The sequence below is a fragment of the Qipengyuania huizhouensis genome (assembly GCF_019711635.1).
Taxonomy (GTDB): domain Bacteria; phylum Pseudomonadota; class Alphaproteobacteria; order Sphingomonadales; family Sphingomonadaceae; genus Qipengyuania; species Qipengyuania huizhouensis.
Genome location: NZ_JAIGNT010000004.1, coordinates 1 through 24794, shown reverse-complemented (window position 1 = coordinate 24794; position 24794 = coordinate 1). Strand labels below are relative to the sequence as shown.

The following is a 24794-nucleotide window of genomic DNA, read 5'->3' as shown; positions in this document are numbered from 1 at the left end:
GGCTCGGAAAACAAAATTTTTCTTAGCCAGACTCGATTCAGCCCCGGCATATATCGTCCGACCATGAAACGCGTGGATTTGGTCGACGTAACTATTTAAATCAGCACGACTCATGACGTTGTCCAAAAGAAGCAATGTAGACCAAGCCTAATTCCAATCATGGTGGCGCAGCGCCTTTGTCGGAAGGTCCGGAACATGTTTGGCCTGCAAGGACAACACAAAAAACGCTACCAGAGCGATGAACCCAATACTGAAAGGGTTTAAATTATCAGCAATGGAATCGACTAATACTTGAAAGATGACCAGCCCACCTAAATAAGCAGGCGGTTGGTATGGATGTGCACCCATAACATTATCGAATATTCGTACAATAAAAAGTACATAGAGCATATGCAGCGGCAGCATGAAAACACTGCCCGGGAGATAGAAGATCGAACCAAGCAGTCCAGGCGATGCACCGGCATCACCGCCAACTCGATATCCCGAAATCTCAAGATAATTAAGCCTGCTTACGGTCTGCAAAGTCTCGTTTGATACACTCTCCCCCATCAGCACAAGAAATCTGCGCGAGCTTTGGAAGCTGACTATATCAACCGCCTGCCAACCGAGCGCAAGCGAGCGCTTGATGTCGCCTAACTGATAGGCAAGCGAGTAAGAATGGTAGAACAATCGATTCAGAAACAACTCAACGGCAGTCATCAACCCACCGGAGGAGAAGTAGGTAACAGCCTCATCAAAGCCAATCTTGTTCCACATTCCAGCAAATACGACAGCCGGGACAATTGCGACAATGGCGATCGCGCCGAATTTTGAAAAAATCTTTCTTGCGATACGCAATAGGGACGCACCCGAATTCTTGATCAATGCATATAATGCAATAAACCCGTAAATTATATCGTAAGAACCGACGAATGAGAAATAAATAGCAGCCATATATGCGAAAATCGATAATGGCGCGAGATAGATTAAATTCTTGTTCGAAGTCGAACAAAAAACATAAATGGTCGCGATAGTCTTCAAAGCAAAGGTCAGCACCGGAATTAAACCGGACGCTGAATAGGAGGCAGTATGTCGAAAAGAAGTCTCAAACTCCTGTGCGAACTGGTAGGAAATTGCCAAAAATGAGAATATAATCACGTTCACTGTGACAGGAGCGAAAAGAAATTTCAAACGCGACCTGTTGCCCTTTTTTCTTCGTACCCGTGGTCGATACCCAGTAACATCCCTGTCAGCTCGAAGCTTTCGCAAGAAGAGGATCACGATCAAATACACCAACGCAAATAGAAAGGCTCTGGTGAAGTCTTGCCCTCCCACAAGGTAGTATTTGACACGTAGATCGATAAGCCAGTCCGCTATAATCGGAACGAAATAGAATGTTACAAAATATATAAGGAGAATTTTCTCCCCAAAGGTAAACTTTAGCCAACCCATTCTGGAGGTCGGGACGCCGGTTCGCTGCGCTGGTTGCATACGATATATTCGCACTTCAGCCTTTTCGCGGTGCATATTAGTTAACCGCCAAATTTACGCGAACCCAGTGATTGCGGATCAGGTGCCGCATGGGTTGTTCAAATACCTTGTGGACACACCATGCTACGACAATCGAAATTGAAGTGAGTAAGGCAACGAATAATGCTGCGTTGCCGCTGCCTGCCGGCCAAAAGGTGCGGGTCAAAAGAAAATACACGGGCGGGTGAAGTAGGTAAATTGAATAACTTATCGATCCTAGAAAACTGAACAAGGGCAGAAGCACATCAGGGGTCTTCCAGCAGAACACAAGATAGGTTCCGCCCGCAAGCAGCAAAGGCGTTAAAAGCGCACCTGGCCATGCCAGCAACGACGCCGTTGAAAAGTCGGCCAGCAAAGATATCCAGACAACGAGGAAAATCAGCGGTAGTCCTAACCAGCCGAAGGTCATTGGCTTACGTGGGAGCATGGCGAGGACCACGCCCCATGCGAAATAAGCAGCAAAGCTTAATGGCATCACGTAGACGGGCCAGTAACTGGCTTCATTGTACTCCGCGAAAACGAAATAATTATGCGTGAATTGGAGCAGATTCAATGCGATCGCAGCCGCCACAAGGGTTCGGAGCCTAGCGTTATAGGTCAGAACCGCAATTATAGGAAAAACCGCGTAAAATGCGATTTCTATACCTAGTGACCATGCACCCACGGAATTTGAAAGTACGCCGGCTGCAGCAAGGCCGAACGCTCCAGTTGCCGTTAGCAACATCTTGCTACCCTCCACCGATGGCGAATTGCCACCAATGACAGCGAAGGCGAAGCTGAGCAGCGCCACAAATAGTAGCAGCGGGATAATTCGGGCGACACGATTTCTGTAGAATGTCGCAAGAGAGATTGCATCAACTCCAGAGGAGAACCGATTGCGATACACCTTTGCTAACGTCATCGCCGACAAGACGAAGAAAAGATAAACCGCGAATTTACCGACAGAGCTGTAGAGCTTGTCCGAATACCAGTACAGGCCATGATAAATCACGACAGAAATTGCGGCTAACCCACGAAGGCCATCCAATGTCCACATTCGCTCCATAAGTGTCCGCTAGCCTAGACGGCTTGCATTGAGCAATCTGAAATTGAGCCTGATGATGACGATAATCCAAAACAACCCAAGAAGCGTGAACGCCGAAGCGGTAAGAACGATATTCTCACTTGCGACAACGATCGGAAGTTGCAGAAATCCGAGCAGAATGCCGAGAAGCGCGCCGTTTGTCAGGTAGGTCGGCAACAATCTGACTTCGCGCCGGAGCCACTGAAGATAGTCCATATGGACCGCTAGTATTGCGAAGGTCAGAGCATCAGCGACCATCAATGGCACTATGAATGCAGCGAACTGGGCATCGGTCATATGTAGCGGTGAAACCCAAAACGATATCAAAAGCCAAAGCGGCGCGATCAACGCTGGAAAAAGTAGGTAGCGCATCATTAGACGATGGCGCCGACGCTGAAAAAGCGCGGTCTTTTGCGCGATTACCTTTCGGTAAGGTATCTGGAACCTGACATTGAACATGAGTCCCACGGCCTGCGCCAGCTGCGCGGTCGCCAGATAGATGTGCGCTTGATCAGGGAATAGGCGTGTAATCATAATGCGAGGTATCTGGCGATAGGATGCAGGCAGGAAGCTGGCAGCAAGAAAAACAATGTTGGCCCGTATGACGCGCATTCCGGTAAGTTTCGGCCACGGTGTCAGGCAAGTCACACGCATGAACACTGCTAAGGCAATCAGCACAAAGCCGAAAGATGTGGCAAGAAATGCAAGCTGGTATGTCGCCCCGAACTTGAAGAACAGGATTGGGAGGATCAGCCATACTGATCTTAAAATCTGTACAAAGAACCACCCACTGAACTGCCGACGAAATTCCAGCATGCGCGAGCTTTCATCGGACAGTTTCTCGATGAGGAATACCATACATGTCGCAGCGACCAGGACACCACCTAAATAGGCGTCCAAAGCAAGCAGGGTGCCAGCCAGGATTGGAACAGCTATCGCCAAAATAAGGCCTAACGCCGAGGCATACTCTCGAGCTGATGCGGAGGAATCGGCATCACGGCCTTGGTAATACGCCAAGTGTACGGGGACAGACGAAATGGTCAGCGCCAACATTGCTGTCGGAATTACGAGCACCAAGACATTCTGCCCCGGCACCAGCAAGCCTTCTAGAAAAATAGCTAGAGGTCTGATGAAAAGGGGCGCCCCACGTAATGCAAGAAGCTTTAGCATCACAAACGCCATCCGTTAGATACCAAAGGGGCCATAAGCAGATGAATTTCCACTCTCACTCTTGCCGTGCACAAATCGGAACTTGAGCAAGCCACATTATAACAATCCAAATTTCCTGAAAAATCGCAGCAGAAATTTGTCCGGCACTTTTGGAATTCATGCCATACAGCGCAACAATCTTCACTCAATTTCAGCCATCAGAGTCTTACACTTTAGGGACAAATCCTGTACACTATTCATCAAAGACTTTCTGTTTGGGCGGAAAATCCAAACCAAGCCCCCGCAGTTGTCGCTCCCAACCATCTTTGTGGGGTGAAGTGTAGAGAGTAACTGCATAGCGGGAGCCAGTCTCAATGGGTTTCCCGCGATGAATGCACTTGGTGTCGCATACAAGCAAGGAACCTGCATCCGCTAACACTTCCACCAAACGATCATCTTTGTGAATATTCTCAAGCCGATAATGGCCGAGCGGATAGCGGTCACGTGAAGGTATCGCATTGGAGTGCGACCCCGGAATGAATTCGAACGGTCCGTTATCGCTGGCGACATCGGTAAGGTACCAAATGCATTTTACCTGATGTGAGAACGGAGAGTCGCGGTGAAAACCGCCCCCCGAACCTTGGTTGCTCTCTTGAGGCACGACACGATTTGCCATCAGGAACCAGGACCGCACAGGTCGACCAAGATACTTTTCGATCGCTTCAATCCGACGGGAAATCTGAAACTGATCGACAAGGTCGCCAATATCCTGCTCAAATCCCCAGATGCGCGCATCCGAATCCACTTTGTCTCGCCATACTCGAGGTTGGGAGCGGACTGAAAGAATATCGTCGATGCGATCGACTAGCTGCGTACACACCTCCTTAGACAAATCGCCTTCACGGACCAGCGCAGTCCGATCTGCCAGCTCATAAAACTCACCCCTGCCGCCGAGCAGGCGGATCCACGCGCTCGATGCGATCGTCTTCAAATAGCTCTTGGCGGCTTCCATGTTGATCCATTCTGAAAAAGGGGCATCGCTTGAAGGTTATTCTGGTTCAATGCAGGACCATTCAAGCGGTTCGCCAAATTCCATGTCCCGCGCAGCGACCCGGCCTATAACATCATCATAGTGCTTCGGCGCCAGACCATATCCAGGCCGGACAGACCGAATGTTCTGCGAAGTAATCACATCGCCTTTACGGATATCTTGTACGGCACAGAGCGAGCGCCGAAAGATCGCGTTGCCCGTCTCGCTTGATTTGCGCCCATAGTCGATTCCGCCTAGCGCACTCCATGCAGTGCGAGCGCCCTGACAAAGCTGAGCAAGCTCGGGGGGCTCAAGCGAGAAGCTATCGTCTGGCCCGCCCCCCGAGCGATCCAACGTAAAATGCTTCTCGATAATGCTAGCGCCCAATGCGACGCTGGCGATCGCCGTTGTGTTGTCGAGCGTGTGATCTGAGAGCCCAATGACAAGGCCGAACCGATTGACCATATCTGAAACCGTGCGAAGGTTATAATCCTCGGCCGGGGCAGGATACCCGCTCACGCAATGAAGGATCGCAAGTTGCCTGCACCCACCTTCGCGAGCAGCCTCGATTGCCTCCTCGATCTCTTCGACGTTCGCCATTCCGGTCGAGATAATCATCGGCTTGCCAGTGGCAGCAACGTAACGAATGAGCGGCAGATCAACGGCTTCAAAACTGGCGATCTTGTAGGCCGGCGCCCCAAGATCCTCGAGAAAATCAACTGCAGTACAGTCAAATGGTGATGAGAAAATAGTGATCCCATGATTGCGCGCAGCGCCGAATAGATCCTTGTGCCATTCCCACGGGGTATGCGCCTCTTCATATAGATCATACAATCGGCGACCTTCCCAAGGGCCACCTCTGATCAGAAATTCGGGTCGGTTACAATCAAGCGTGATCGTATCGGGCCGATAGGTCTGAAGCTTGACGGCATCGGCTCCAGCCCTCTTCGCTTCACCAATTAGTCTTAACGCAGCGTCGATATTTCCATTGTGGTTCGCCGAAAGCTCGGCAATTACATATGGAGGGTAGTCAGTGCCAATAAACTTACCTGCAATGTTGAGGATGTTTGTCATTCGCCATTAGCTCCGTTGATCGCTACGTCTGTTCGAACAATTTTCTTCGCCAGCAAGATGAAGTCTTGATCATGTCCAGCTTCGCAAAAGCCACAGCTTAGGAATAGCCGATGCGAGGCCACGTTGTCGCTGTGGACGGCAGCGTTTAACTTAGTGAAGCCTCTATCCGCAGCAAAGTTCATCCCTGCGATCAATATGGCTTGTGCCAGTCTCTTGCCTCGAATTCTCGGTGAAATGGAAATACTAACAGTGGCTTCCCTGACTTCTTTCCCGTTTAAATCCAATCGGATATGCCCTATCGACTCCGCACCCTTTTCGACCATCAGAAGGAAACGCCCCGGCGCTCCTATTGCGCCCCTGAGCCAAGCCAAATGCTCTTCATAGGGAGTTTCTTTACCCGATAAATAGAAACGCGCCGCGCCGCCTTCGTGCCGCCACTCCCAGATATCTCTAGAATCACTTTCAACTACTTCACGCACCACCAGCAAGCGCGCGATAACCTCCGATGCGACTCGCGAAGCCCCATAACCATCGACAAGCTCCGCTGCCACCCCAGACATTCTACGCAACTCTTCAGGTCTGGAATACCGCCTCAGCGCTACGACAAGCCTGTCTTCCCAGCCAACAACTTCGATATCCCCGAGTGCAACTGCAGCACCGGCTTCATCCAATGCCTGAGCAGCGGGCCGCTGATTGTCAGCGATATTCAGCAATAAGCTGGGGACACCCAAACAGCAGCGCTCCCAAACACTGCCGCCAGCTGCGCCAATTGCTAAGTCCATGTCCTTCAATAGTGCGGCCATGTCTTCTACATTGGAAACAACTTTCGTGCGAAACGGCAATTGCGTTACCTGCTGACGAACCGCCGCCAGATGTGGTGTCGTAGCGCCCATCACCACCGTAACCGCAATCTGGTTAGAAAGGTCAGACCTCGAAAGGACACCCAAAATTCGCCCAGTGCTGTTGTCACTATCAGTACCGCCCATTGAAATCAGCACCTGCAAAGGACGGGAATTCGAATTGCGATGCGCAACGCTAGCCGCGCGTGCCTTCTGGAATTCAGGCCGCAACAAAGCATAGTCCGGCCCGATCAGTTTTAGAGCTTTAGTCGGCACCAGCCCATCATAATCACGGGCATTTCGACCGAAATTCTGATCCAGTAAAATGGTACAGTCATGTCGCCGATCAGCAAGATCATCGATGGACATGACAGGCCGGCCGCCACAAGTGCGCTGGTGCCACTCATAATCAAGCGCATAGTGATCGACAATGATCATATCGGGATTGATCCGTTCTATCACATCACGACTTTGCTTGGCCTCTTGTTGAGAAGATACTCCGAGCCACCGGATGTCTTTGGCCATCTCTTGGCCGACGCCAAGCCCAACCTCTGGCTCTAAAGAAAGAGCCTCGATTGAGTGGCCCTGTTCCTCAATTCGTGGGCTGATATTGCCCGGCTGATTGCGGGTGATGAAAGTGCATCGGACCCCTCGTTCGCGGAGAGCGTTCGCTAGCGTAAGGCAGCGGATGACGTGGCCGCTTCCAATCTCAAGCGATGCGTCGCAGCGAAATGCAATGTGCACGCCTATATCTCACCAACTTGTCCAGCCGCCATCGACGCACAAGACTGCACCATTTACGAATGATGAAGCTTGCGAAAGCAGAAACACGGTTGGCCCTCCCAATTCGTCTGCCAATCCAACGCGCTGCATTGGCACATTGCGCGCAAGGCGCTCTACGAACTCCGGGCTTGCCTCTTGCGTAGTATGAGAAGGAAATGGCCCAGGTGCCAATGCATTCACGCGAATTCCATACGGTCCGAATTCACATGCCGCATATCGTGTAAACTGAACCAGCCCGGCCTTAGCCGCACCATAGGAAGCCGGATTCGCGACCTCAGGCCTCTCGTAATTCCCAGGTACAGGACTAACCAATCCGTACATGGATGCCATGTTCAGGACGGACGCGGCGCCCGTTTCTGTAACAGCGCGACGTAGGTTGGGCAGGCTCGTTCGCAAAAGTCTGTGCGCCGCAGTCACAGTTACGTCGTAGGCCGCGCCGTAGGCTGCTTCATCAAGGGTTTCGATTGTACCGGCAGCCCCTGCGTAGGCGTTATTTATCAAGCCATGAAGGGCAGATCCGTCAAGTTCGGCAAAGAATTGGGACACTCCTTTCGTATCTGAAACATCGAAAGGCGCCGCGCTAGCAGCAAACCCGGCCTCGGTGAGTTCATCGGCAAAGGCCTGGCATTTCCTACCACTGCGACCATTGATAAGCACATGTGCTCCGGCACCGGCCAAAGCACGGACCATCGCAGCACCAAGGTATCCGTACCCGCCCGTTACAAGCACCTTTCTCCTGGCAAGCGAATACGATTCTGCAATATTGAACTGTCGTGTCAATTTGCCTTCCTCCATTGGGCCGGGTCGAGAGTGGACGAAGAAACCGAAGGTCTTGTGGCGACCAAATGCTCGATCGCTTCGGCAGTCAGCGGCATGCGTCGGCCAAGTTTCAAGTTTTCCGTCAGCTGAGCTAGATTATCTGCACCGACTACCACGCCGTCGACCCAGTTCTGAGCTAGCGCCCATCCAAGACAAAGGTCTGCCTTGTTTATCCTACCATTGACCTTAGTCGCTTCAGTCAGCCAATCTATGATTTGTTCTGGGGCGTGGACATTAGCATTGCGCCAGTCTTCAATCTTATCTGAAAGTAGCAGACCCTGAAGGAACACGCTGCGAACATGCACTTGCAACTTACCGCTGTCTTTTAGCTTTTCCAGACGATCATAGTAAGGCTGCCAGCGTGAATCCAGTAAGTTACAAGGGAGCTGAACATGCTCAACGCCAGGAGTGTTCAGTGCAAGCTCAAGCTCATGAGTGGTTTGTACGGAAGCACCGAGCCGCCCGATCACACCCTGTTCCTGTAGCCGCAAAAGTAAGGCCCAAACCGCTCCATCTGCAACCGTCAAATGCGCAGCACGATGAACCAGCAGAGTATCCAAACACTTGGCCCCCAAAGCGACACAAGATCGCATGACCGATGCCTCTGCTGCGAGTTGCCATTCCTTTGCGCTGTGCGCATTTGTTAGTTCAAGCAGCGGGTCGAGCTTCGTCACAACCTGACAGCGCCCGCTCCATCCGGTAGCCAATACACTTCCGATTACATCTTCACTTTGCCCATAAGCGCGGGCGGTATCCAACGATTCAACACCCTCACCGATTGCTGTCTTGATCATCACCTCACGTTCCGAGCGAGTGACCGCACGGCCAAGAGTCACCCCGTAATCAAGACCAAGTTGGACAGTCCCCATGACAATCTTAGAGAGAGAACCTAGACCTGAAGGCTGGTAAAGCCCACAAGCCGCCTGAGCGACGAGATCAGACCAGTGGACCGTAAGGGGAGTAGTGGTAGTTGCGAAAACGCGTCGCTGAGTCTGGTAGTCGTCAAAGCAATCAACGGTCATCCTGAAGCTGCTCTTCCCGACCGATGCCCTTCCCAAGAATGGCGTAGCACCATAGCGTGCAATCACATCGCTTGTAACATGCTCGCGCGCATTAGCACTGATCACGTTTCGAGCACTTTCTCGAAGATGTCCAGCTCGGGTCACTTCGACACTCACGCCATAGGGCAAACCAGACACCGGGTGCGTTGTAGTTATGTAGTCAAGGTCGCGATCCAGAAATTCCGCCTCGACTTCATCGATCAACGCTCCATCGGGGACGGGGTTGTCACCTGTCAAACGGGTAATTAACGCGTTGTCTGGCAGTCCCTCTATGGCTTTAAGAAATCGCGCAAGCACGTCCTTAAGCGGGCCTCGAACCACCTCGACTCCCCAAGCCGCTGCTTCTTGCGCAAGAACATCGTCGGACTGTTCAACAGAGGTGGCCAATATCACGCGCTTACCTGTGTTTGCGGCGCGCTTTGCGGCAAGTATAGACAGAGGCATTCCACCTAATGGAAGTAGCGCCTTGCCAGGCAGGCGCGATGATCCAGTGCGGGCCTGAAGAACCACAAGGTTGGTCTCCACCGTCATGATCAAGTTAATGCCGCCGAAATTGCGGCTACGACCTTGTCTTGTTGCAAGTCATCAAGGCCATGGAAAAGAGGAATGCTGATAGCTCGCTTGTAGTAGTCCTCTGCCAGCGGGAAATCGCCATCGTTGAAGCCGAGATTGCGATAGTAGGGCTGAAGATGCACGGGTATGTAATGCAAGTTGACACCTATGCCTCGCTCCCGCAAAGCTCCAAAGACTGCGCGATGGCGGGTTTTGTCTTTCAGCCTGATAATGTAGAGGTGAAATGCCGAATAGGCACTCTTCAAACGCCCAGGAAGATAAACCGGCAGATCCAACAAAAGCGTGTCGTACCGCGACGCCAACGCGTTACGGCGATCGACAAATTCAGTCAAATGTGACAGCTGGCTAATGCCAAGCGCCGCCTGCATCTCAGTCATCCGATAATTCCAGCCCAACTCGATTTGTTGATAGTACCAGGGCCCATCTGGTTCATGGGTCATATGCGCGGGATCACGCGTTATGCCATGTGAACGGAGCCGCTCCATCCGCGCCGCAAGCTCCGCATCATTGGTAAGCGCCATACCACCTTCTGCAGTGGTAATGATCTTGACTGGGTGAAAGCTGAAGATGGTAATATCGGAATATCTACATGAGCCAACCGGCTGGCCAAGATAACTGCCCCCTATTGCGTGGCTTGCATCCTCGATGATACGAATACCATATGGGCGTACCAAGTCCGCGATCTCTTTGGCGGCAGTTGACTGACCGCCCATGTGCACCGGGACGATGATCTTAGGGAGTCGGCCAGCCGCTTTTGCCCGCTCTAGCTTCGCGGCCAACGCCTCTGGGCACATGTTAAAGGTATCAGGGTCGATATCGACAAAATCGACATCCGCGCCGAGGTAACGTGCGCAGTTCGCAGAAGCGACGAAAGTTATCGGTGAGGTCCACAACAAATCTCCCGCCCCAATATCAAGGGCCGCACAAGCGATATGAAGCGCAGATGTAGCGGAGTTTACTGCCACCCCGTGTGCAGCACCTACTCGGTCTGCGACTGCCTGCTCGAACCGGGGCACCGCTGGGCCTTGGGTGAGATAATCCGACTCCAATATTGCAACAACGGCATCCACATCCTGCTGTGAAATGCTCTGACGCCCGTATGGTATCACTATATTGTCCCAATTTTCTTCTGGTTCTGTTCAATCCAGGAGGCCAGCTCTTTTGGTGGCATCCACTCGGGATTGTTCTCACTCGTATACGAGAAATCCTCTCTGACCTTTCGACCTTGCTGTATTCGCTTCTCGTCAGCAGCCCAATCGTTGATCGCAGGTAGGATCTTGAAGTGCTCGTCGTATTCAAAGGTAAAGGGCGCATCCTCGATACCGATCATCTGCTCGTGCAGCTTTTCTCCTGGACGAATGCCCACGATTTCTTGCTTCGCTTCCGGCGCGATAACATGCGCGATGTCGGTTACCTTCATTGAAGGAATTTTCTTCACATAAACTTCCCCCCCAACCATGTCTTCGAAAGCGTGCCAAACTAGTTCCACACCCTGTTCGAGGCTGATCATGAATCGTGTCATCCTGGAATCAGTAATTGGCAATTTGCCGTTCTCACGTATTGATACAAAGAACGGGATGACCGAGCCGCGTGAACCCATAACGTTGCCATAGCGGACCACACTGAAGCGGGTTGCATGCTCTCCGGAATAGGCATTGCCTGCGACAAAGAGTTTGTCCGAAGCTAATTTTGAAGCGCCATAGAGGTTGATGGGACTAGAGGCTTTATCGGTCGAAAGCGCCACTACCCCCTTTACCCCCTTGTCAATCGCGGCGTCGATCACGTTCATCGCGCCATTAACGTTCGTCTTGATGCATTCGAATGGATTATACTCGGCAGTAGGCACAATTTTGGTCGCGGCCGCATGTACAACGTAATCAACCCCGGAAAACGCCCGATAAAGCCGCTCTCTATCGCGCACGTCGCCTATAAAAAATCGGACACGATTGTCACCGTTAAACAGCTTCGCCATTTCCCACTGTTTCATCTCGTCACGAGATAAGATGATGATTTTTTTTGGATTATATTTGGCGAGTGTCATCGGAACAAAAGTGTTTCCGAATGAGCCGGTACCGCCGGTAACAAGAATTGTAGATCCAGTTAGCATCTAGGTCTCCTGAGGTGCTAAATTTTGTTGTCTGCATTAAGTTTCACAAATCGTTGTAAGTATTGAGATTAACTTTAATCCTGTGAGGCTGTTATGAAAGTGAACTTTCATTGATTTAGATGTCGCAAATGCCCGATAGCACAAATTATCCGGCGCGCGATCATCGCTGAAATTCTTGATGGGCAGCAAGTGTTCGCGGCGCCCGACCAAAATCCACTGCTTGAGGAGTCGATGATCATATCAGTCATGCCGACTGCACTGATGCGCGCACCCTCGATATTGGTAAAGGTATTTGAACAGTCGAGCAGGTTTACATCGCCGATCGCTACATTGCCGCCTTTGTCAGGCGTAGAAATTTCTACCAAGGCATACCAACTGCCAACATTTGACCAGCCGCAGGACATCGGACCCACGGCTACGTTAAACACCAACTCCATGACAGCATAGTCGTTCGAATTCGAAGGCGATTTGGCAAATTGATTCCCATCAGTGCGCGCTGCCCGTACTGACCCCAACAGCTTTCGCCAACTCTCGTTGGGACAGGTTCGGGTTATCTTCAAGGAGACGAAGCACCTTAAAACGAGCGCTTTCATCGAGTCCTGATTGACGCCTACTCATTAACCGACTCCAAAGCGGGCAAGCTATCACACAGGAAGCTGCAACAGTCACCCCTGCACATAATTCCTACTGTTTTTAATGCATTTGCATCGTTCAATTTTGAGCGATATCAACTTGTACTCAAAACACAATACGCTCGCGCGGCACCCTTGAAGTCGCTCATCTGGCCTTCGCTCAGTGGCATGACCAATGGTCGCCCGTGGCCATCGCAGACTGCATGAAGCTTTGAGTTCAAGCCGACCTTGGTGCGCCCGATACGTCTGGGAAGAACCTCTTTTTTAAACAGCTGGCCGCTGTTCAAGAGCCTTAAGGTGAGTAGCATCAAATCATTAGCCGATCCAGCTTGCCACCCTTCGCAGCCAACGCAGCAAAGATTTTGTTGAACACACCCAGCCGGCCCCAACGGCTGAAGCGGTTGTAATCGTTTTATGCGGACCACACTCGCCTGGCGCGTCCCGCCACCGCAACCCATTCCTGATTACAAAGATGATCCCGCTGACAATCCGCCGATCATCAACCCGCGGCACTCCATACGACAACGGAAAATGCGGATCGATCCGGCTCATCTGCGCCTCCGACAACCAGATCAGGTCACTCAGGACAACGCTTCCTCAGCGTTGACTGTGAATCAGATTATCGACTCCTTGGGGATCCCTTTAATGGGTCCTGAACGTAGCTGAAGGCGATAAGGTTCAAATCATCCACAGCTCCCTTGCGAATTTCATCGGGCGAGTAGAGAGACTCGCAGCCTAATGAGCGGACTCGGTTACTCATCGCCATATGGGAAAAGCGATGCGCTCCTTGCTACTATGTGCCGAACCTAAACTAACAGGTTGATCAAAGCTATTCCGAATAATCGACTTCAACCCTAAGGTCTGTCGGCAACTCCCTACTTTGCCCCGAAGCCGGACAGGACGACCTTCACCGTTCGCAGAGCAATGATAATATCGAGCCAATACGAGAGATTTTTTACGTAGTAGAAGTCGTACTGAAGTTTCTCATCAACCTCACCAACTTCTGCCACATGCCCTTGGTTGACTTGTGCCCATCCACTGATCCCTGGTCGAACCATGTGCCGATAGCGGTAGAAGGGAATTTCGCTTTCATACCACTCCGAAAGGCTCACTGTTTCGGGCCTCGGACCAATCCAACTCATCTCACCCCGAACAATGTTATAGATTTGGGGTAGTTCATCCAGCCGAGTATGACGCAAGAATGCACCGACCTTCGTGATACGTTGATCGGCTGATTTGGTAATCGAAAGATTGCGATTCTTACCGTTGTGCCCTTGCGACATGGTGCGCAGCTTGAGGACTTCAAATTCCTCACCTCGAAAGCCCATCCGCCGCTGACGAAAGAACACTGGCCCTGCGCTGTCGCGCTTGATCATGATCGCGCAAACACCCAGCAGCGGAATGGCTATCGGCAACGCCCCAACGACGAGGACCAGGTCGACCGCGCGTTTTATTTTCTGATATGCAAAGCCAGGCACGAGAGCGCCAAAGCTATTTTCGGATAGGTGGTCTATTTGGACTGTGCCGGTCTCTGCCTCCCATACATGTTTATAGTGATAAACCGGGCGACCCGAAATCGCAGCATCAGCAAGAAAGCGCTCCCACTCATCTCCAATATCTGCGTGAAGATCGGCCACGATAGCGCAATCCGGCAGACCTTCAAGCGATGGAGATTTGAGTGTGATAACCGGAGCCGACCGCAACTGGCTTATTATATCGACCCGACCACCGGGCACTAAATAATAAAGCAACCCCTTTGCCCGGCTGCGCATCGCGGTGATCGCAAAACGCGTGGTGAAGATGCCGAGAAAACACAAGAGCAGCAGTTTATTGTAATACTCCAATCTGAGGCCAGCGATGACGCCGATCAGCAGGCTGAACATCAACGCAAGCACCGGCAAAATCGACCGAGCAACGGCAACGCCCGGATAATAGCGCAACCTTCTTAGAATGATGATCGAAACGATGCCGCAGAGAACGCTTCCAATGAAGGAGTTTGCCACACCAGGCTGGGCGATCCAATTCGCAGCAATGTCAAAACTGACAAATCTGCCTCCTTCCAGAAAGGTAAGAGCCAATAGAGGAAATACTGTTCCAAACAGCAATACGAACACGAGTTCAAAGCGCAAAGAATGCACAAGCCCACGACGAACAATCGGCGAGAGAAAATGTGCTGACAACAGTCTACTCCGAGGCACTCTTCAAGCGTAGATCATAGCTAGCTAGGCGCAATTTCCATGCTGACTAAAGCTTGAGTGAGAGCATTTTCATGCGACACCCAGGATCCCAACAACATTTACTAATCGGAATATTCCGTGCGAAAATGCGATCACCCTGAAGCCCACACCATTACCAGCTTTTTGCACGCGAATTCCAGCAATTTTCTCCACACCACCATCGGACGGCTCAGGAACTTGTGCAAAGGCCTAACGAACTCCCCCTCCTTGCCCTGTTCGCCCGCTCTGCTAAAGCGCCGCCAAATCCATTCGAACTGACAGGAAACCCATGGCCAAGATCAAGGTAGCCAATCCGGTCGTCGAACTCGACGGCGACGAAATGACCAAAATTATCTGGAAGTGGATCCGCGAACGGCTGATCCTTCCCTATCTCGATATCGATCTCAAATACTACGACCTTTCTATCGAGAGCCGCGATGCGACCGACGATCAGATTACCGTCGATGCAGCGAACGCGATCAAGGAATATGGTGTCGGCGTGAAGTGCGCCACCATCACCCCCGACGAGCAGCGCGTCGAGGAATTTGGCCTCAAGAAGATGTGGGTCAGCCCGAACGGCACGATCCGCAACATCCTCGGCGGCGTAGTCTTCCGCGAACCTATCGTCATCGACAACGTTCCGCGTCTTGTCCCTGGATGGACCGACCCGATCGTCGTCGGTCGTCATGCCTTCGGCGACCAGTACCGCGCTAAAGACACGCTCATCCCCGGCAAGGGCAAACTGCGCATGGTCTTCGAGGGCGAAGACGGCGAAAACATCGACATCGACGTGTTCGAGTTCCCCAGCCCGGGCGTTGCCCTGACGATGTACAACCTCGACGACAGCATCCGCGACTTCGCCCGCGCGAGCTTCGCTTACGGCCTTGACCGCAAGTGGCCGGTATATCTGTCGACCAAGAACACCATCCTCAAGAAGTATGATGGCCGCTTCAAGGACCTGTTCCAGGAAGTGTTCGATGCAGAATACAAGGCAGATTTCGAAAAGCACGGCCTGACTTACGAACACCGCCTGATCGACGACATGGTCGCAGCGGCACTCAAGTGGAGTGGCAAGTTCGTCTGGGCCTGCAAGAACTACGACGGAGACGTACAGTCGGACATCGTCGCTCAGGGCTTCGGCTCGCTCGGGCTGATGACCTCGGTCCTGATGACTCCCGATGGCAAGACGGTAGAAGCCGAAGCTGCACACGGCACCGTCACCCGCCACTATCGCCAGCACCAGCAGGGCAAGGCGACCTCGACCAACCCGATCGCTAGCATCTTCGCATGGACGCGCGGTCTCATGTATCGCGGCAAGTTCGACAACACGCCCGAAGTGGTGAAGTTCGCCGAAACGCTGGAGCGGGTCTGCATCGAGACCGTGGAAAGCGGCAAGATGACCAAAGACCTCGCTTTGCTCATCGGTCCAGACCAGAGCTGGATGACCACCGAGCAGTTCTTCGAAGCGATTGTCGAGGGACTGGAAGCGGAAATGGCAAAGTCGGCCTGAAACCGGAACGCCTCTGGGTCATTATCCAGATAAGCCAGATCACCGGGGTCGGCTCGTGCCGGCCCCGGTTTTTCTTTGGGGTCGACAAAAACTGACGGGGTAAAATGGCCAGACAGCCAACAAAGAAGCGCGCAGTTCGCCGGAAGGGTTCGGAGAAATTCGGCCAGAAGCGGCTCGAAATCCGCAACGCGAAAATAAAGGACATCCGCGGCATCGCGGACCTGGTGCGGCGCGTCTACGAAGACATGCCAGCCTATACGCACGGCGAGATTCGCGGCCAGATCAACAACTTTCCCGAAGGTTGCTTTGTCGCCCTGCTCGACGAGAAGGTGGTCGGCTATTGCGCCACCATGCAGGTAGCCGAAGCCTTGGCCTTCCAGGACCACGATTGGGACGAAATTACCGGCAATGGCTACGGCAGCCGCCACGATCCGACGGGCGACTGGCTTTACGGCTACGAAATGTGCGTCGATCCCAAAGTGCGCGGCGTTCGCATCGGAAGACGGTTGTACGAAGAGCGCCGCGCTCTGGCCGAAGACCGCGACCTGACCGGCATCGTCTTTGCGGGCCGAATGCCGAACTATCGCCGCAGTCGGCGGAAGGTCGAAGGGCCGCAGGAGTATCTGGAGAAGGTGGTCGAAGGAAAGCTGCACGACCCTGTGTTGCGCTTCCAACTCGCCAACGGGTTCGAGCCCGAGCGGGTGATGGAGGGCTATCTGCCCGAGGACAAGGCCAGCATGGCAAACGCTATCATGATGGTCTGGCGCAATCCCTATGTCGAGCGCGACCAGCCGGTGAAAAAGCGGCTACCACGAGGGGTCGAAGCTGTCCGTGTAGCGACGTGCCAGCTGCAGGCACGGCAAGTGGCTGACTATGACGAATTCATGCGCCACGTGACATATTTCGTAGATGTCGCAAGCGATTATGAAGCGGACTTCATAGTTTTTCCCGAACTCTTCACGCTGATGCTGCTGAGTTTCGAAGAGAAGGAACTCTCGCCGGTCGAGGCGATCGAGCGATTGTCCGAATACACCCCTCGCCTGCGTGACGATATTTCCGAAATGGCGATGCGCTACAACATCAATATCATCGCCGGCAGCCACCCGACGCGCATGGATGACGGAGACATCCACAACGTCGCCTATGTCTGCCTGCGCGACGGATCGGTCCATGCGCAGGAAAAAATCCATCCCACCCCCAACGAGCGTTATTGGTGGAACATCAAGGGCGGCGACAAGGTCGAGGTAATCCAGACTGACTGCGGCCCGATCGGTGTGCAGATCTGCTACGATAGCGAGTTCCCCGAACTCAGCCGCCGCCTTGCCGATGAAGGTGCTCGCATCATTTTCGTGCCCTTCTGTACCGATAGTCGTCAGGGATATTTGCGCGTTCGGTATTGCTCACAGGCTCGGGCTATCGAAAATCAGTGTTTCGTCGTGCTGTCCGGCAATGTCGGAAATCTACCCAACGTGGGCAATATGGACATCCAGTATGCGCAAAGCTGCATTCTGACACCGTGCGATTTTCCTTTCGCCCGCGATGGCATAGCTGCCGAGGCGACCGAAAACGTGGAAACGTTGACGATCAGCGATATCAACCTGGCCGACCTCCAATGGGCCCGGGCCGAAGGTACCGTGCGCAATCTGGCCGATCGTCGCTTCGACCTTTACCGAATCGAATGGGATGAAGACCGAAGACACCCCGGCAAGCCTCGCCCGCGCCGCGAACCGCTCGGCCCCGCACACCCTGGTGGAGGCTAACATCGTCTACATTCGTGACTTCGCAATGATGGCTGGCTAGAGCTTATTCATGGCTTCGGGCGACCTAGCATCTCCGGCAATATCCGACGCGCTCGTGATCCTCGGCGCGGCGGGACTAGTCATACCCGTTTTTACGCGCTTCCGGATTACTCCCGTTATCGGGTTCATCCTTATCGGCATCGCAGTGGGTCCCTATGGCCTGGGTCAGCTCGTATTCGAGCGACCTTGGCTCGAACACATAACGATATCCGATCCGGAGGCGCTCGAACCTTTTGCGGAGTTCGGCATCATCCTGTTGCTGTTCGCAATCGGGCTGGAGTTGTCCTTCAAGCGCCTATGGCAGTTGCGAAGGCTAGTCTTCGGACTTGGGGCAGCGGAATTACTCATTGGCGGTGTGATTCTTGCAATAGTGCTCTCGATGATGGGCCAGTTCTGGACCGGAGCGCTGGCGCTCGGCTTTGCTCTCGCATTCTCTTCGACTGCAATCGTCCTGCCAATTTCAGGCACCGCGAGTCCCGTTGGCCGCGCTGCACTCTCGATGTTGTTGTTCGAAGACATCATGATCGTTCCGATCGTCTTCATCCTCGGCGCAATGGCGCCCAATGCCGCTTCGGAGGGTTGGGAGGGTCTGCTTACCACGATGTGGCAAGGCGCGGCAGTGATCGCGGTCATGATGATCGCCGGCCGTATCGCCCTGCCGCGTCTGTTTGCCCAGGCAGCAAGGACCAAAAGTCCTGAACTGTTTCTCGCCGCTGCAATGCTGGTGGTTATCGGGGCCAGCCTTGCAACGGCGGCCGTAGGTTTGTCACCGATAGTGGGTGCGTTGCTGGCCGGCCTGCTGATTGCCGAGACCGAGTATCATCAGGAAGTCGAAAGCATTATGGAGCCGTTCAAAGGGCTCGCTCTGGGCATCTTCCTGATTACTGTGGGGATGAGCATCGATCTGGCGACCATCTGGGAATACCTCGGGATGATCGCGACTGCGGTGGTTGGCGTACTCCTGTTCAAGGCAATCCTGACGGGCGTACTCCTGCGATTGATGGGCGCACGGCGTAGTACGGCAGCCGAAACCGGGATTTTGATGGCCAGCCCATCCGAGACAACTCTGATCGTGCTTGCCGCCGCCAGCTCGGCACTCCTGATTCAACCTGGCACTGCGCAGTTCTGGCAGATTGTGACCGCAATCGGCCTGACCTTCACACCGCTCCTGGCACGCCTCGGTCGTATCGTCGCCCGCCGCGTCGAACCAGCGCCGGAGCTTCCACCTGACGACGAAGGCGACGGGAAAGTCATAGTTGTGGGAATAGGGCGCGTTGGCCGATTGGTGGCGCAAATGCTCAAGGCGCATGGCAAACCCTATATCGCAATAGATTCCGATGCCGACCTTATCGAATTTGCCAAACGTAAGGGATATCGGGCGACGTTCGGAGATGCGGCTCGCGGTGGATCGCTGGCCAGATTGGGCGTCGAAAATGCTCCAGCCATCGTGCTTACCATGGACGAACCGGTGCTTGCCGCACGTCTGGTATCCAAGCTTCGTAGCGAATATCCGGATCTGCTTATTGTATCTCGTGCCCGCGACATCGCCCATGCTGCCGAGCTTTATCGCGCCGGTGCCAGCCACGCCGTTCCCGAAACACTCGAAGCGGCGCTACAGCTTTCGGAAGCCGTATTGGTCGACATCGGTGTTGCCATGGGTCCGGTAATCGCTTCGATCCACGAAAAGCGGGATGAGTTCCGTGATCTGATCGAGAAAGAGGGCGCACTTGCCTACAAGCCGAAGCTGCGTTCGAGTACGTTGGACGGTTGAACCCTTCCTTTCCCTATGCGTTGATGAGGCGAAAGGAAAGGATATGAGTGACATCGACCCGACAAAGCCACTTCCAAATGACGAGAAATTCAAGCCCCAGAACGTTGCCGATCCACGAAAGGACAAGGCACCGAACGAAGATCGCGGCAAACCCGGCGACACTGAAGGCTACGACATCGAACAAGGTTCGAGCGGCGTAACCAAAAAGACGCCCGGCGCCTGATCAATTCCGCAGAAATGGAGTAGAACAGGGTAATACCTGACCGTTAGTGCCGGTCAGGCGTCTTCTCTTGTCAAAGTCTCGCGCACAGCGGCGATAGCTTTTTCGGCCTTCGAACCGTCCGGTCCACCGCCCTGGGCCATATCGGGCCGACCGCCGCCGCCCTTGCCGCCGAGCGCTTCCACACCGACGCGTACCAGGTCGACCGCGCTAAACCGGTCGGTAAGATCATCGGTCACGCCAACCGCAAAGGCACCCTTGCCGTCATTCACAGCGCAGATTGCAGCGATTCCGGAACCCATGCGCTTCTTGGCCTCGTCGAGCAGTGGACGTAGCTCCTTCGGATCGAGTCCGTCTATGATCTGACCTGAAAATGTGACCCCGCCGAGGTCCTCATCGGCGGAGCCAGAATTGGCAGAACCTCCCCCACCCAAGGCGAGCGCGCGCTTTGCTTCGGCAAGTTCCTTTTCAAGTCGCTTACGTTCCTCGACCAAGGTCAAGACTCGCGCTGCTGCTTCATCGGGAGAAGTCTTGAGCGCCCCGGCAATGGCCCGCACGGCATCATCCCGTGCCAGCAACCACTGGCGTGCGGCTTCGCCGGTCAATGCCTCGATACGGCGCACACCCGAACTGACCGCGCTTTCGGCAACGATCTTGAACAGGCCGATGTCACCAGTCGCTTCGACATGGGTGCCGCCGCACAGTTCGACCGAGTAATTACGCCCCCCCCCGCCTTTGCGGCCCATGGAAAGGACGCGAACCTCGTCGCCGTATTTTTCACCGAAAAGGGCCAAGGCACCCGCGGCTACTGCATCATCCGGCGTCATGAGCCTCGTGCCAACCGTCTCGTTGGCGCGAATTTCCTCGTTCACCTCTGCTTCTATCGCGGCAATGTCCTCGTCGCTGAGCGGCTTGGGATGCGAAAAGTCGAACCGGAAGCGATCGTCGGCAACCAGCGAACCCTTCTGTGTCACATGTCCGCCCAGGCGATTACGCAGTGCCGCGTGGACCAGGTGCGTCGCCGAATGGTTTGCGCGGATACGGTCACGGCGTTCGGCGTCGATCTCGAGATGCACTGCATCGCCGACTTTCACGCTGCCCTTGCCGACCTTCGACACATGAGCGTGTAGTCGTCCGAGCGGCTTGTTCGTTGTCGAGACGATGATCTCAAGGCCCTCGGGCGTCCAGATTCGTCCGGCATCACCGGTCTGGCCGCCACTCTCGCCGTAGAACGGCGTCTGATTGGTGAGAACGATTACCTCATCGCCCGCGGACGCAGTGTCCACTTCCTTGCCGTCTTTCACCAGCGCCACCACCGCCGCCTCACCCGTGCTGGACGAATAGCCGGTGAATTCGGTCGAACCTTCGCGTTCGACAATGTCGAACCAGACATCTTCGCTGGCCGCTTCCCCGGATCCCTTCCACGCAGCACGCGCGGCCGTCTTCTGCTCAGCCATCGCGCTGTCGAAGCCGGCCCTGTCCACGCCTATTCCGCGTGCGCGCAATGCGTCTTCTGTGAGGTCGTAGGGAAATCCATATGTGTCGTAGAGCTTGAACGCAGTTCCGCCATCCAGCGTGCCACCCTCACCCATCTCGCCAGTCGCCTCGTCGAGCAGCTTGAGGCCCTTTTCGAGCGTGCGACGAAATTGCGCTTCCTCGCGTTCGAGGACTTCCTGGATAAGCGCCTGGCCGCGTACCAACTCCGGATAGGCAGCCCCCATTTCGCTTACGAGTTCAGGAACAAGGCGATGCATCAGCGGCTTACTCGCCCCCAGCAAGTGGGCGTGACGCATGGCGCGGCGCATGATGCGGCGCAGAACGTAGCCGCGGCCTTCATTGCTGGGCAGCACCCCGTCGGCCAGCAGGAAGCTCGTCGAGCGCAGGTGGTCCGCGATGACCCGATGGCTGGCAGTCTGGTTGCCTTCCGCTTTCACTCCGGTGAGTGCTTCACTGGCACCGATCAAAGCTCTGAAGGTATCGGTATCGTAATTGTCATGGACGCCCTGCATGACAGCAGCGACACGTTCGATGCCCATGCCGGTATCGATGCTGGGCTTGGGCAGGTCGCCGACGATTTCGTCGTTCTCCTGCGTGAACTGCATGAAGACGAGATTCCAGATCTCGACGAAACGATCGCCGTCTTCTTCCGGCGATCCCGGAGGGCCGCCCCAGATATGATCGCCGTGATCGTAAAAGATTTCCGAACACGGGCCGCATGGTCCGTCGGAGCCCATGGCCCAGAAATTGTCCTTGGTAGGAATGCGGATAATCTTCTCGTCGGCGAAACCGGTGCGCTTCTTCCACAGGTCGAAGGCCTCATCGTCGGTATGATAGACCGTGACCAACAGCCGCTCTGGATTGAGGCCCCACTCCTTCGTCAGCAGGTTCCAGGCATTGTCGATCGCCTGTTCCTTGAAATAGTCGCCGAAGCTGAAGTTGCCCAGCATTTCGAAGAATGTGTGATGCCGGGCTGTATAGCCGACATTGTCGAGATCGTTGTGCTTGCCCCCGGCCCGAACGCACTTCTGCGCGCTGACCGCGCGCGAGGCGGGTGGTGTTTCAAGACCGGTGAAAGCGTTCTTGAACGGTACCATCCCCGCATTGACGAACATCAGCGTAGGATCGCTGAACGGAACGAGTGGTGCGCTCGGGACCTCGGCATGATCCTTCGATGCAAAATAGTCGAGGAAGGAGCGGCGTATTTCGTTAGTCGACGTCATAGTGCCGCAGTTAGGCAATAGGCACGCGTGCGACAAGCGGGAATGGTGCCGGGGGAAAGTGGCTTACCGAGGGCCGATGACTTTCGATCAAAATCTCTTGAGGGTGATCGTATTCGCAGATCGCATCTCAAAGCCTCAAAGGATACTGGAGATTAGCCTTACTGGACCTCAAATTCCAGAAGGGTGAAGCGAGCCGGCCTTGTCGCGTAAACTCCATGCCCGCGACCCGTCGATCCGCCGAAAGTAAACCCGATCCGAGCAGTATCGGTTAAAGTCTTTGCAAAAGGCCCGGGCAGGGTGTGGCTGTTCCCGCCCATCATTGCGATCCACGGTTCGTCAAGCCCAATGCTGATCTCATGCACACCAGGGCGCAACTTTACGACGCGAGCAGCAGGGGAATACCATCGATAATGGGGATAATCTCGCGTCCAGCGGTCACCGTGACGCTGAAAATACAACGACATCGTCGCTTCCTCGCCCGGAGCTTCCTGAGGTCTGAATTTTACATCCGGCGGCGAATCAATGCGATACCGCATCGTAATGCGTTTTGCCCTGTTCAGCGGACCGGAGGCTATGGTGACATAATGGACATGGCCGTCACTCTTTCTAGGACCGGGAAAGTCGAACCAAGGACCATCCCTGCCCTCGTACAGATAGAGAGGCATATTTTTCGAGTAGCTCCGGCCATCGATGATAGGTCCGATCTGCCATGCGTTGGTGGCCGAATTGGCGGTACTGGTTTCAGCACCAAGCCCAATAGCGAGAAGCGCGAGCACAAAAGAAACCAGAAATTTCATCATGAGTTCGAATTTGGCGAAAGCGAACTGAAGCAGCACTGAACCCTGTTTAAATGCAGCAGAAGACAAGCCAGTCGAAGGCTCTCAAACCCGAGCCCGTTCCACCGAATGTGCATGATTGATAGCCAACCGGTTCTCTATCCTCGATAGAATCAGGAACATACCAGGGTGATTGGTGATTAGCTTGATGGGACAAATCATATTGATGTCCCTAGAGAATTGAAAGGATCGCACATGAGATTTCCGAAAATTGCACTAGCAGCAGCAGCCGGTTCGCTCGCTTTGGCACCAGTAGCCGCCACTGCCCAGACCAGCTCCTACGAGGAAGAAGGCGGAAGTGACCTGGTTCGAGCAGCTATAATCACCGCTATAGCTGGCATCGGGATGATTGTTCTGCTTGTGTCAGACGATGATGATGATGATGAAGCGCCCGTCAGCGTCTAATTTGGCGCAAAGAAGCAAATTAAGCGGCCCGCCTGCGCTTTTGCACAGGCGGGCCGCTTTCGATGATCGTCGAAGAAGTCAGATATCCTTCGCGACCACGCCTTGTTCTTCGAGACCCTTGCGAACGTCTTCTCCGACCTTGGCGTTATGTTCGGCGACGGTCGTTACGACTTCGCCCTTCTTGTCGAGCAACACGGCTTCCTCGTCGCAACCAATACGCGCCAGGCGGATATAGACCGGGTTGGGTGCGAGGTGATTGGCAGCGCCGTTGCTACCATCGACCACGGCCCCAATGCCCCCACCGGCGATAATGTTTCCGAAGGTCGAACCGCCCATGCGGCTCTGCACATAGACGTATTCGGGCTTGTAACCTGCAAGATTGAAGTCGACACGCAGATCATCGCCGCGACGAAGTTCATATGCACACGGTGTGGTGCAGGTCTGGCCCGAGCTAAGCGCGACAACAGCCCCGCCAGGATCGGAATCGAACGCGACCTCCTGGTTGACGCCATTGAGAACGGTAGCACAGCCGCCGAGCGAAACGGCTGCACCCGCGAGTGCGAGCGCGTGAACAGTTTTAAGCATTATACCCCCATTTAGATAGGCCCTGTTGACAAACTGGATTCACAATCGCTGCGAGATGTGATTCAAGATAGCTTTTGCGGAGGTTATCTTGGC

Annotated in this window: 21 protein-coding genes and 1 pseudogene; 5 read left to right on the top strand and 17 right to left on the bottom strand. The window is 54.1% G+C overall.

Features of this window, described 5'->3' with window-relative positions:
• Positions 1-147 precede the first annotated feature (147 nt).
• The 14 genes and pseudogenes from K3180_RS05185 to K3180_RS05120 form a co-directional block, all read right to left on the bottom strand.
• Positions 148-1431 carry a hypothetical protein gene (locus tag K3180_RS05185; RefSeq protein WP_221538705.1) on the bottom strand — a complete coding sequence of 428 codons (1284 nt, stop codon included), beginning with the start codon at positions 1429-1431 and terminating at the stop codon, positions 148-150.
• Between the two features lie 76 nt (positions 1432-1507).
• On the bottom strand, positions 1508-2545 hold the full coding sequence (locus K3180_RS05180) for an acyltransferase family protein (protein WP_221538703.1): 1038 nt from the start codon (positions 2543-2545) through the stop codon (positions 1508-1510).
• A gap of 18 nt (positions 2546-2563) precedes the next feature.
• A complete protein-coding gene (locus K3180_RS05175) occupies positions 2564-3742 on the bottom strand; it encodes a hypothetical protein (protein ID WP_221538702.1) in 1179 nt (392 codons plus the stop codon).
• Between the two features lie 232 nt (positions 3743-3974).
• Positions 3975-4733 carry a phytanoyl-CoA dioxygenase family protein gene (locus K3180_RS05170; protein WP_221538700.1) on the bottom strand — a complete coding sequence of 253 codons (759 nt, stop codon included), beginning with the start codon at positions 4731-4733 and terminating at the stop codon, positions 3975-3977.
• A gap of 36 nt (positions 4734-4769) precedes the next feature.
• Entirely contained in the window at positions 4770-5825 is a 1056-nt protein-coding gene (pseI, locus tag K3180_RS05165; protein WP_221538698.1) for a pseudaminic acid synthase, read from the bottom strand.
• Positions 5822-7408 carry a UDP-2,4-diacetamido-2,4,6-trideoxy-beta-L-altropyranose hydrolase gene (gene pseG / locus K3180_RS12990; RefSeq protein ID WP_221538696.1) on the bottom strand — a complete coding sequence of 529 codons (1587 nt, stop codon included), beginning with the start codon at positions 7406-7408 and terminating at the stop codon, positions 5822-5824. Before pseG ends, pseI begins: the two co-directional genes overlap by 4 nt.
• 9 nt (positions 7409-7417) lie before the next feature.
• Positions 7418-8227: an SDR family NAD(P)-dependent oxidoreductase gene (locus tag K3180_RS05155; RefSeq protein ID WP_221538695.1), complete on the bottom strand. Its 810-nt coding sequence runs from the start codon at positions 8225-8227 to the stop codon at positions 7418-7420.
• The gene (locus K3180_RS05150) at positions 8224-9858 is read right to left on the bottom strand and encodes an aldo/keto reductase (RefSeq protein ID WP_221538693.1); all 1635 of its coding nucleotides are present in this window, start codon (positions 9856-9858) and stop codon (positions 8224-8226) included. Before K3180_RS05150 ends, K3180_RS05155 begins: the two co-directional genes overlap by 4 nt.
• Before the next feature lie 2 nt (positions 9859-9860).
• Entirely contained in the window at positions 9861-11009 is a 1149-nt protein-coding gene (pseC, locus tag K3180_RS05145; RefSeq protein WP_345719426.1) for a UDP-4-amino-4,6-dideoxy-N-acetyl-beta-L-altrosamine transaminase, read from the bottom strand.
• Entirely contained in the window at positions 11009-12007 is a 999-nt protein-coding gene (gene pseB, locus K3180_RS05140) for a UDP-N-acetylglucosamine 4,6-dehydratase (inverting) (RefSeq protein ID WP_221538691.1), read from the bottom strand. Before pseB ends, pseC begins: the two co-directional genes overlap by 1 nt.
• Positions 12008-12114: 107 nt before the next feature.
• Positions 12115-12444: a hypothetical protein gene (locus K3180_RS12955; protein ID WP_221538688.1), complete on the bottom strand. Its 330-nt coding sequence runs from the start codon at positions 12442-12444 to the stop codon at positions 12115-12117.
• A gap of 49 nt (positions 12445-12493) precedes the next feature.
• Positions 12494-12625, bottom strand: coding sequence for a winged helix-turn-helix transcriptional regulator (locus tag K3180_RS13020; protein WP_221538686.1), 132 nt, complete (start codon positions 12623-12625; stop codon positions 12494-12496).
• 142 nt (positions 12626-12767) lie between these two features.
• Positions 12768-13224 (bottom strand): annotated as a pseudogene (locus K3180_RS12880) (IS5 family transposase); the annotation flags it as partial.
• A gap of 290 nt (positions 13225-13514) precedes the next feature.
• Entirely contained in the window at positions 13515-14819 is a 1305-nt protein-coding gene (locus K3180_RS05120) for a sugar transferase (protein WP_221538682.1), read from the bottom strand.
• 325 nt (positions 14820-15144) lie between these two features.
• Between K3180_RS05120 and K3180_RS05115 the strand changes: the two genes are divergently transcribed.
• The 4 genes from K3180_RS05115 to K3180_RS05100 all read left to right on the top strand — a co-directional run bounded on the left by K3180_RS05115 (position 15145) and on the right by K3180_RS05100 (position 20158).
• On the top strand, positions 15145-16365 hold the full coding sequence (locus K3180_RS05115) for an NADP-dependent isocitrate dehydrogenase (protein WP_221538679.1): 1221 nt from the start codon (positions 15145-15147) through the stop codon (positions 16363-16365).
• 104 nt (positions 16366-16469) lie between these two features.
• Positions 16470-18125 (top strand): carbon-nitrogen hydrolase family protein, encoded by a 1656-nt coding sequence (locus K3180_RS05110; protein WP_221538678.1) that lies wholly within the window; start codon positions 16470-16472, stop codon positions 18123-18125.
• 49 nt (positions 18126-18174) lie between these two features.
• Complete coding sequence (locus K3180_RS05105; RefSeq protein WP_221538676.1) at positions 18175-19935, top strand: cation:proton antiporter domain-containing protein; 1761 nt, start codon at positions 18175-18177, stop codon at positions 19933-19935.
• Between the two features lie 43 nt (positions 19936-19978).
• Positions 19979-20158 carry a hypothetical protein gene (locus K3180_RS05100; RefSeq protein ID WP_221538674.1) on the top strand — a complete coding sequence of 60 codons (180 nt, stop codon included), beginning with the start codon at positions 19979-19981 and terminating at the stop codon, positions 20156-20158.
• 53 nt (positions 20159-20211) lie between these two features.
• On the opposite strand, the gene alaS is transcribed toward K3180_RS05100, so the two are convergent.
• Together alaS and K3180_RS05090 are read right to left on the bottom strand one after the other, a co-directional pair.
• Entirely contained in the window at positions 20212-22875 is a 2664-nt protein-coding gene (alaS, locus tag K3180_RS05095) for an alanine--tRNA ligase (protein WP_221538672.1), read from the bottom strand.
• A gap of 158 nt (positions 22876-23033) precedes the next feature.
• Complete coding sequence (locus tag K3180_RS05090; protein WP_247710336.1) at positions 23034-23675, bottom strand: hypothetical protein; 642 nt, start codon at positions 23673-23675, stop codon at positions 23034-23036.
• A gap of 231 nt (positions 23676-23906) precedes the next feature.
• Here K3180_RS05090 and K3180_RS05085 point away from each other — a divergent pair, with 231 nt between their 5' ends.
• A complete protein-coding gene (locus K3180_RS05085; RefSeq protein ID WP_221538670.1) occupies positions 23907-24116 on the top strand; it encodes a hypothetical protein in 210 nt (69 codons plus the stop codon).
• Positions 24117-24194: 78 nt separating this feature from the next.
• On the opposite strand, the gene K3180_RS05080 is transcribed toward K3180_RS05085, so the two are convergent.
• Entirely contained in the window at positions 24195-24701 is a 507-nt protein-coding gene (locus K3180_RS05080; RefSeq protein WP_221538669.1) for a hypothetical protein, read from the bottom strand.
• Positions 24702-24794 lie beyond the last annotated feature (93 nt).

Bases quoted from the DNA above. Each gene is read 5' to 3' on its own strand.
- K3180_RS05185 (WP_221538705.1), bottom strand. From the start codon at position 1,431: ATGGGTTGGCTAAAGTTTACCTTTGGGGAGAAAATTCTCCTTATATAT.
- K3180_RS05180 (WP_221538703.1), bottom strand. From the start codon at position 2,545: ATGTGGACATTGGATGGCCTTCGTGGGTTAGCCGCAATTTCTGTCGTG.
- K3180_RS05175 (WP_221538702.1), bottom strand. From the start codon at position 3,742: ATGCTAAAGCTTCTTGCATTACGTGGGGCGCCCCTTTTCATCAGACCT.
- K3180_RS05170 (WP_221538700.1), bottom strand. From the start codon at position 4,733: ATGGAAGCCGCCAAGAGCTATTTGAAGACGATCGCATCGAGCGCGTGG.
- pseI (WP_221538698.1), bottom strand. From the start codon at position 5,825: ATGACAAACATCCTCAACATTGCAGGTAAGTTTATTGGCACTGACTAC.
- K3180_RS05150 (WP_221538693.1), bottom strand. From the start codon at position 9,858: ATGACGGTGGAGACCAACCTTGTGGTTCTTCAGGCCCGCACTGGATCA.
- pseB (WP_221538691.1), bottom strand. From the start codon at position 12,007: ATGCTAACTGGATCTACAATTCTTGTTACCGGCGGTACCGGCTCATTC.
- K3180_RS12955 (WP_221538688.1), bottom strand. From the start codon at position 12,444: ATGGAGTTGGTGTTTAACGTAGCCGTGGGTCCGATGTCCTGCGGCTGG.
- K3180_RS13020 (WP_221538686.1), bottom strand. From the start codon at position 12,625: ATGAGTAGGCGTCAATCAGGACTCGATGAAAGCGCTCGTTTTAAGGTG.
- K3180_RS05115 (WP_221538679.1), top strand. From the start codon at position 15,145: ATGGCCAAGATCAAGGTAGCCAATCCGGTCGTCGAACTCGACGGCGAC.
- K3180_RS05110 (WP_221538678.1), top strand. From the start codon at position 16,470: ATGGCCAGACAGCCAACAAAGAAGCGCGCAGTTCGCCGGAAGGGTTCG.
- K3180_RS05105 (WP_221538676.1), top strand. From the start codon at position 18,175: ATGGCTTCGGGCGACCTAGCATCTCCGGCAATATCCGACGCGCTCGTG.
- K3180_RS05100 (WP_221538674.1), top strand. From the start codon at position 19,979: ATGAGTGACATCGACCCGACAAAGCCACTTCCAAATGACGAGAAATTC.
- alaS (WP_221538672.1), bottom strand. From the start codon at position 22,875: ATGACGTCGACTAACGAAATACGCCGCTCCTTCCTCGACTATTTTGCA.
- K3180_RS05090 (WP_247710336.1), bottom strand. From the start codon at position 23,675: ATGATGAAATTTCTGGTTTCTTTTGTGCTCGCGCTTCTCGCTATTGGG.
- K3180_RS05085 (WP_221538670.1), top strand. From the start codon at position 23,907: ATGAGATTTCCGAAAATTGCACTAGCAGCAGCAGCCGGTTCGCTCGCT.
- K3180_RS05080 (WP_221538669.1), bottom strand. From the start codon at position 24,701: ATGCTTAAAACTGTTCACGCGCTCGCACTCGCGGGTGCAGCCGTTTCG.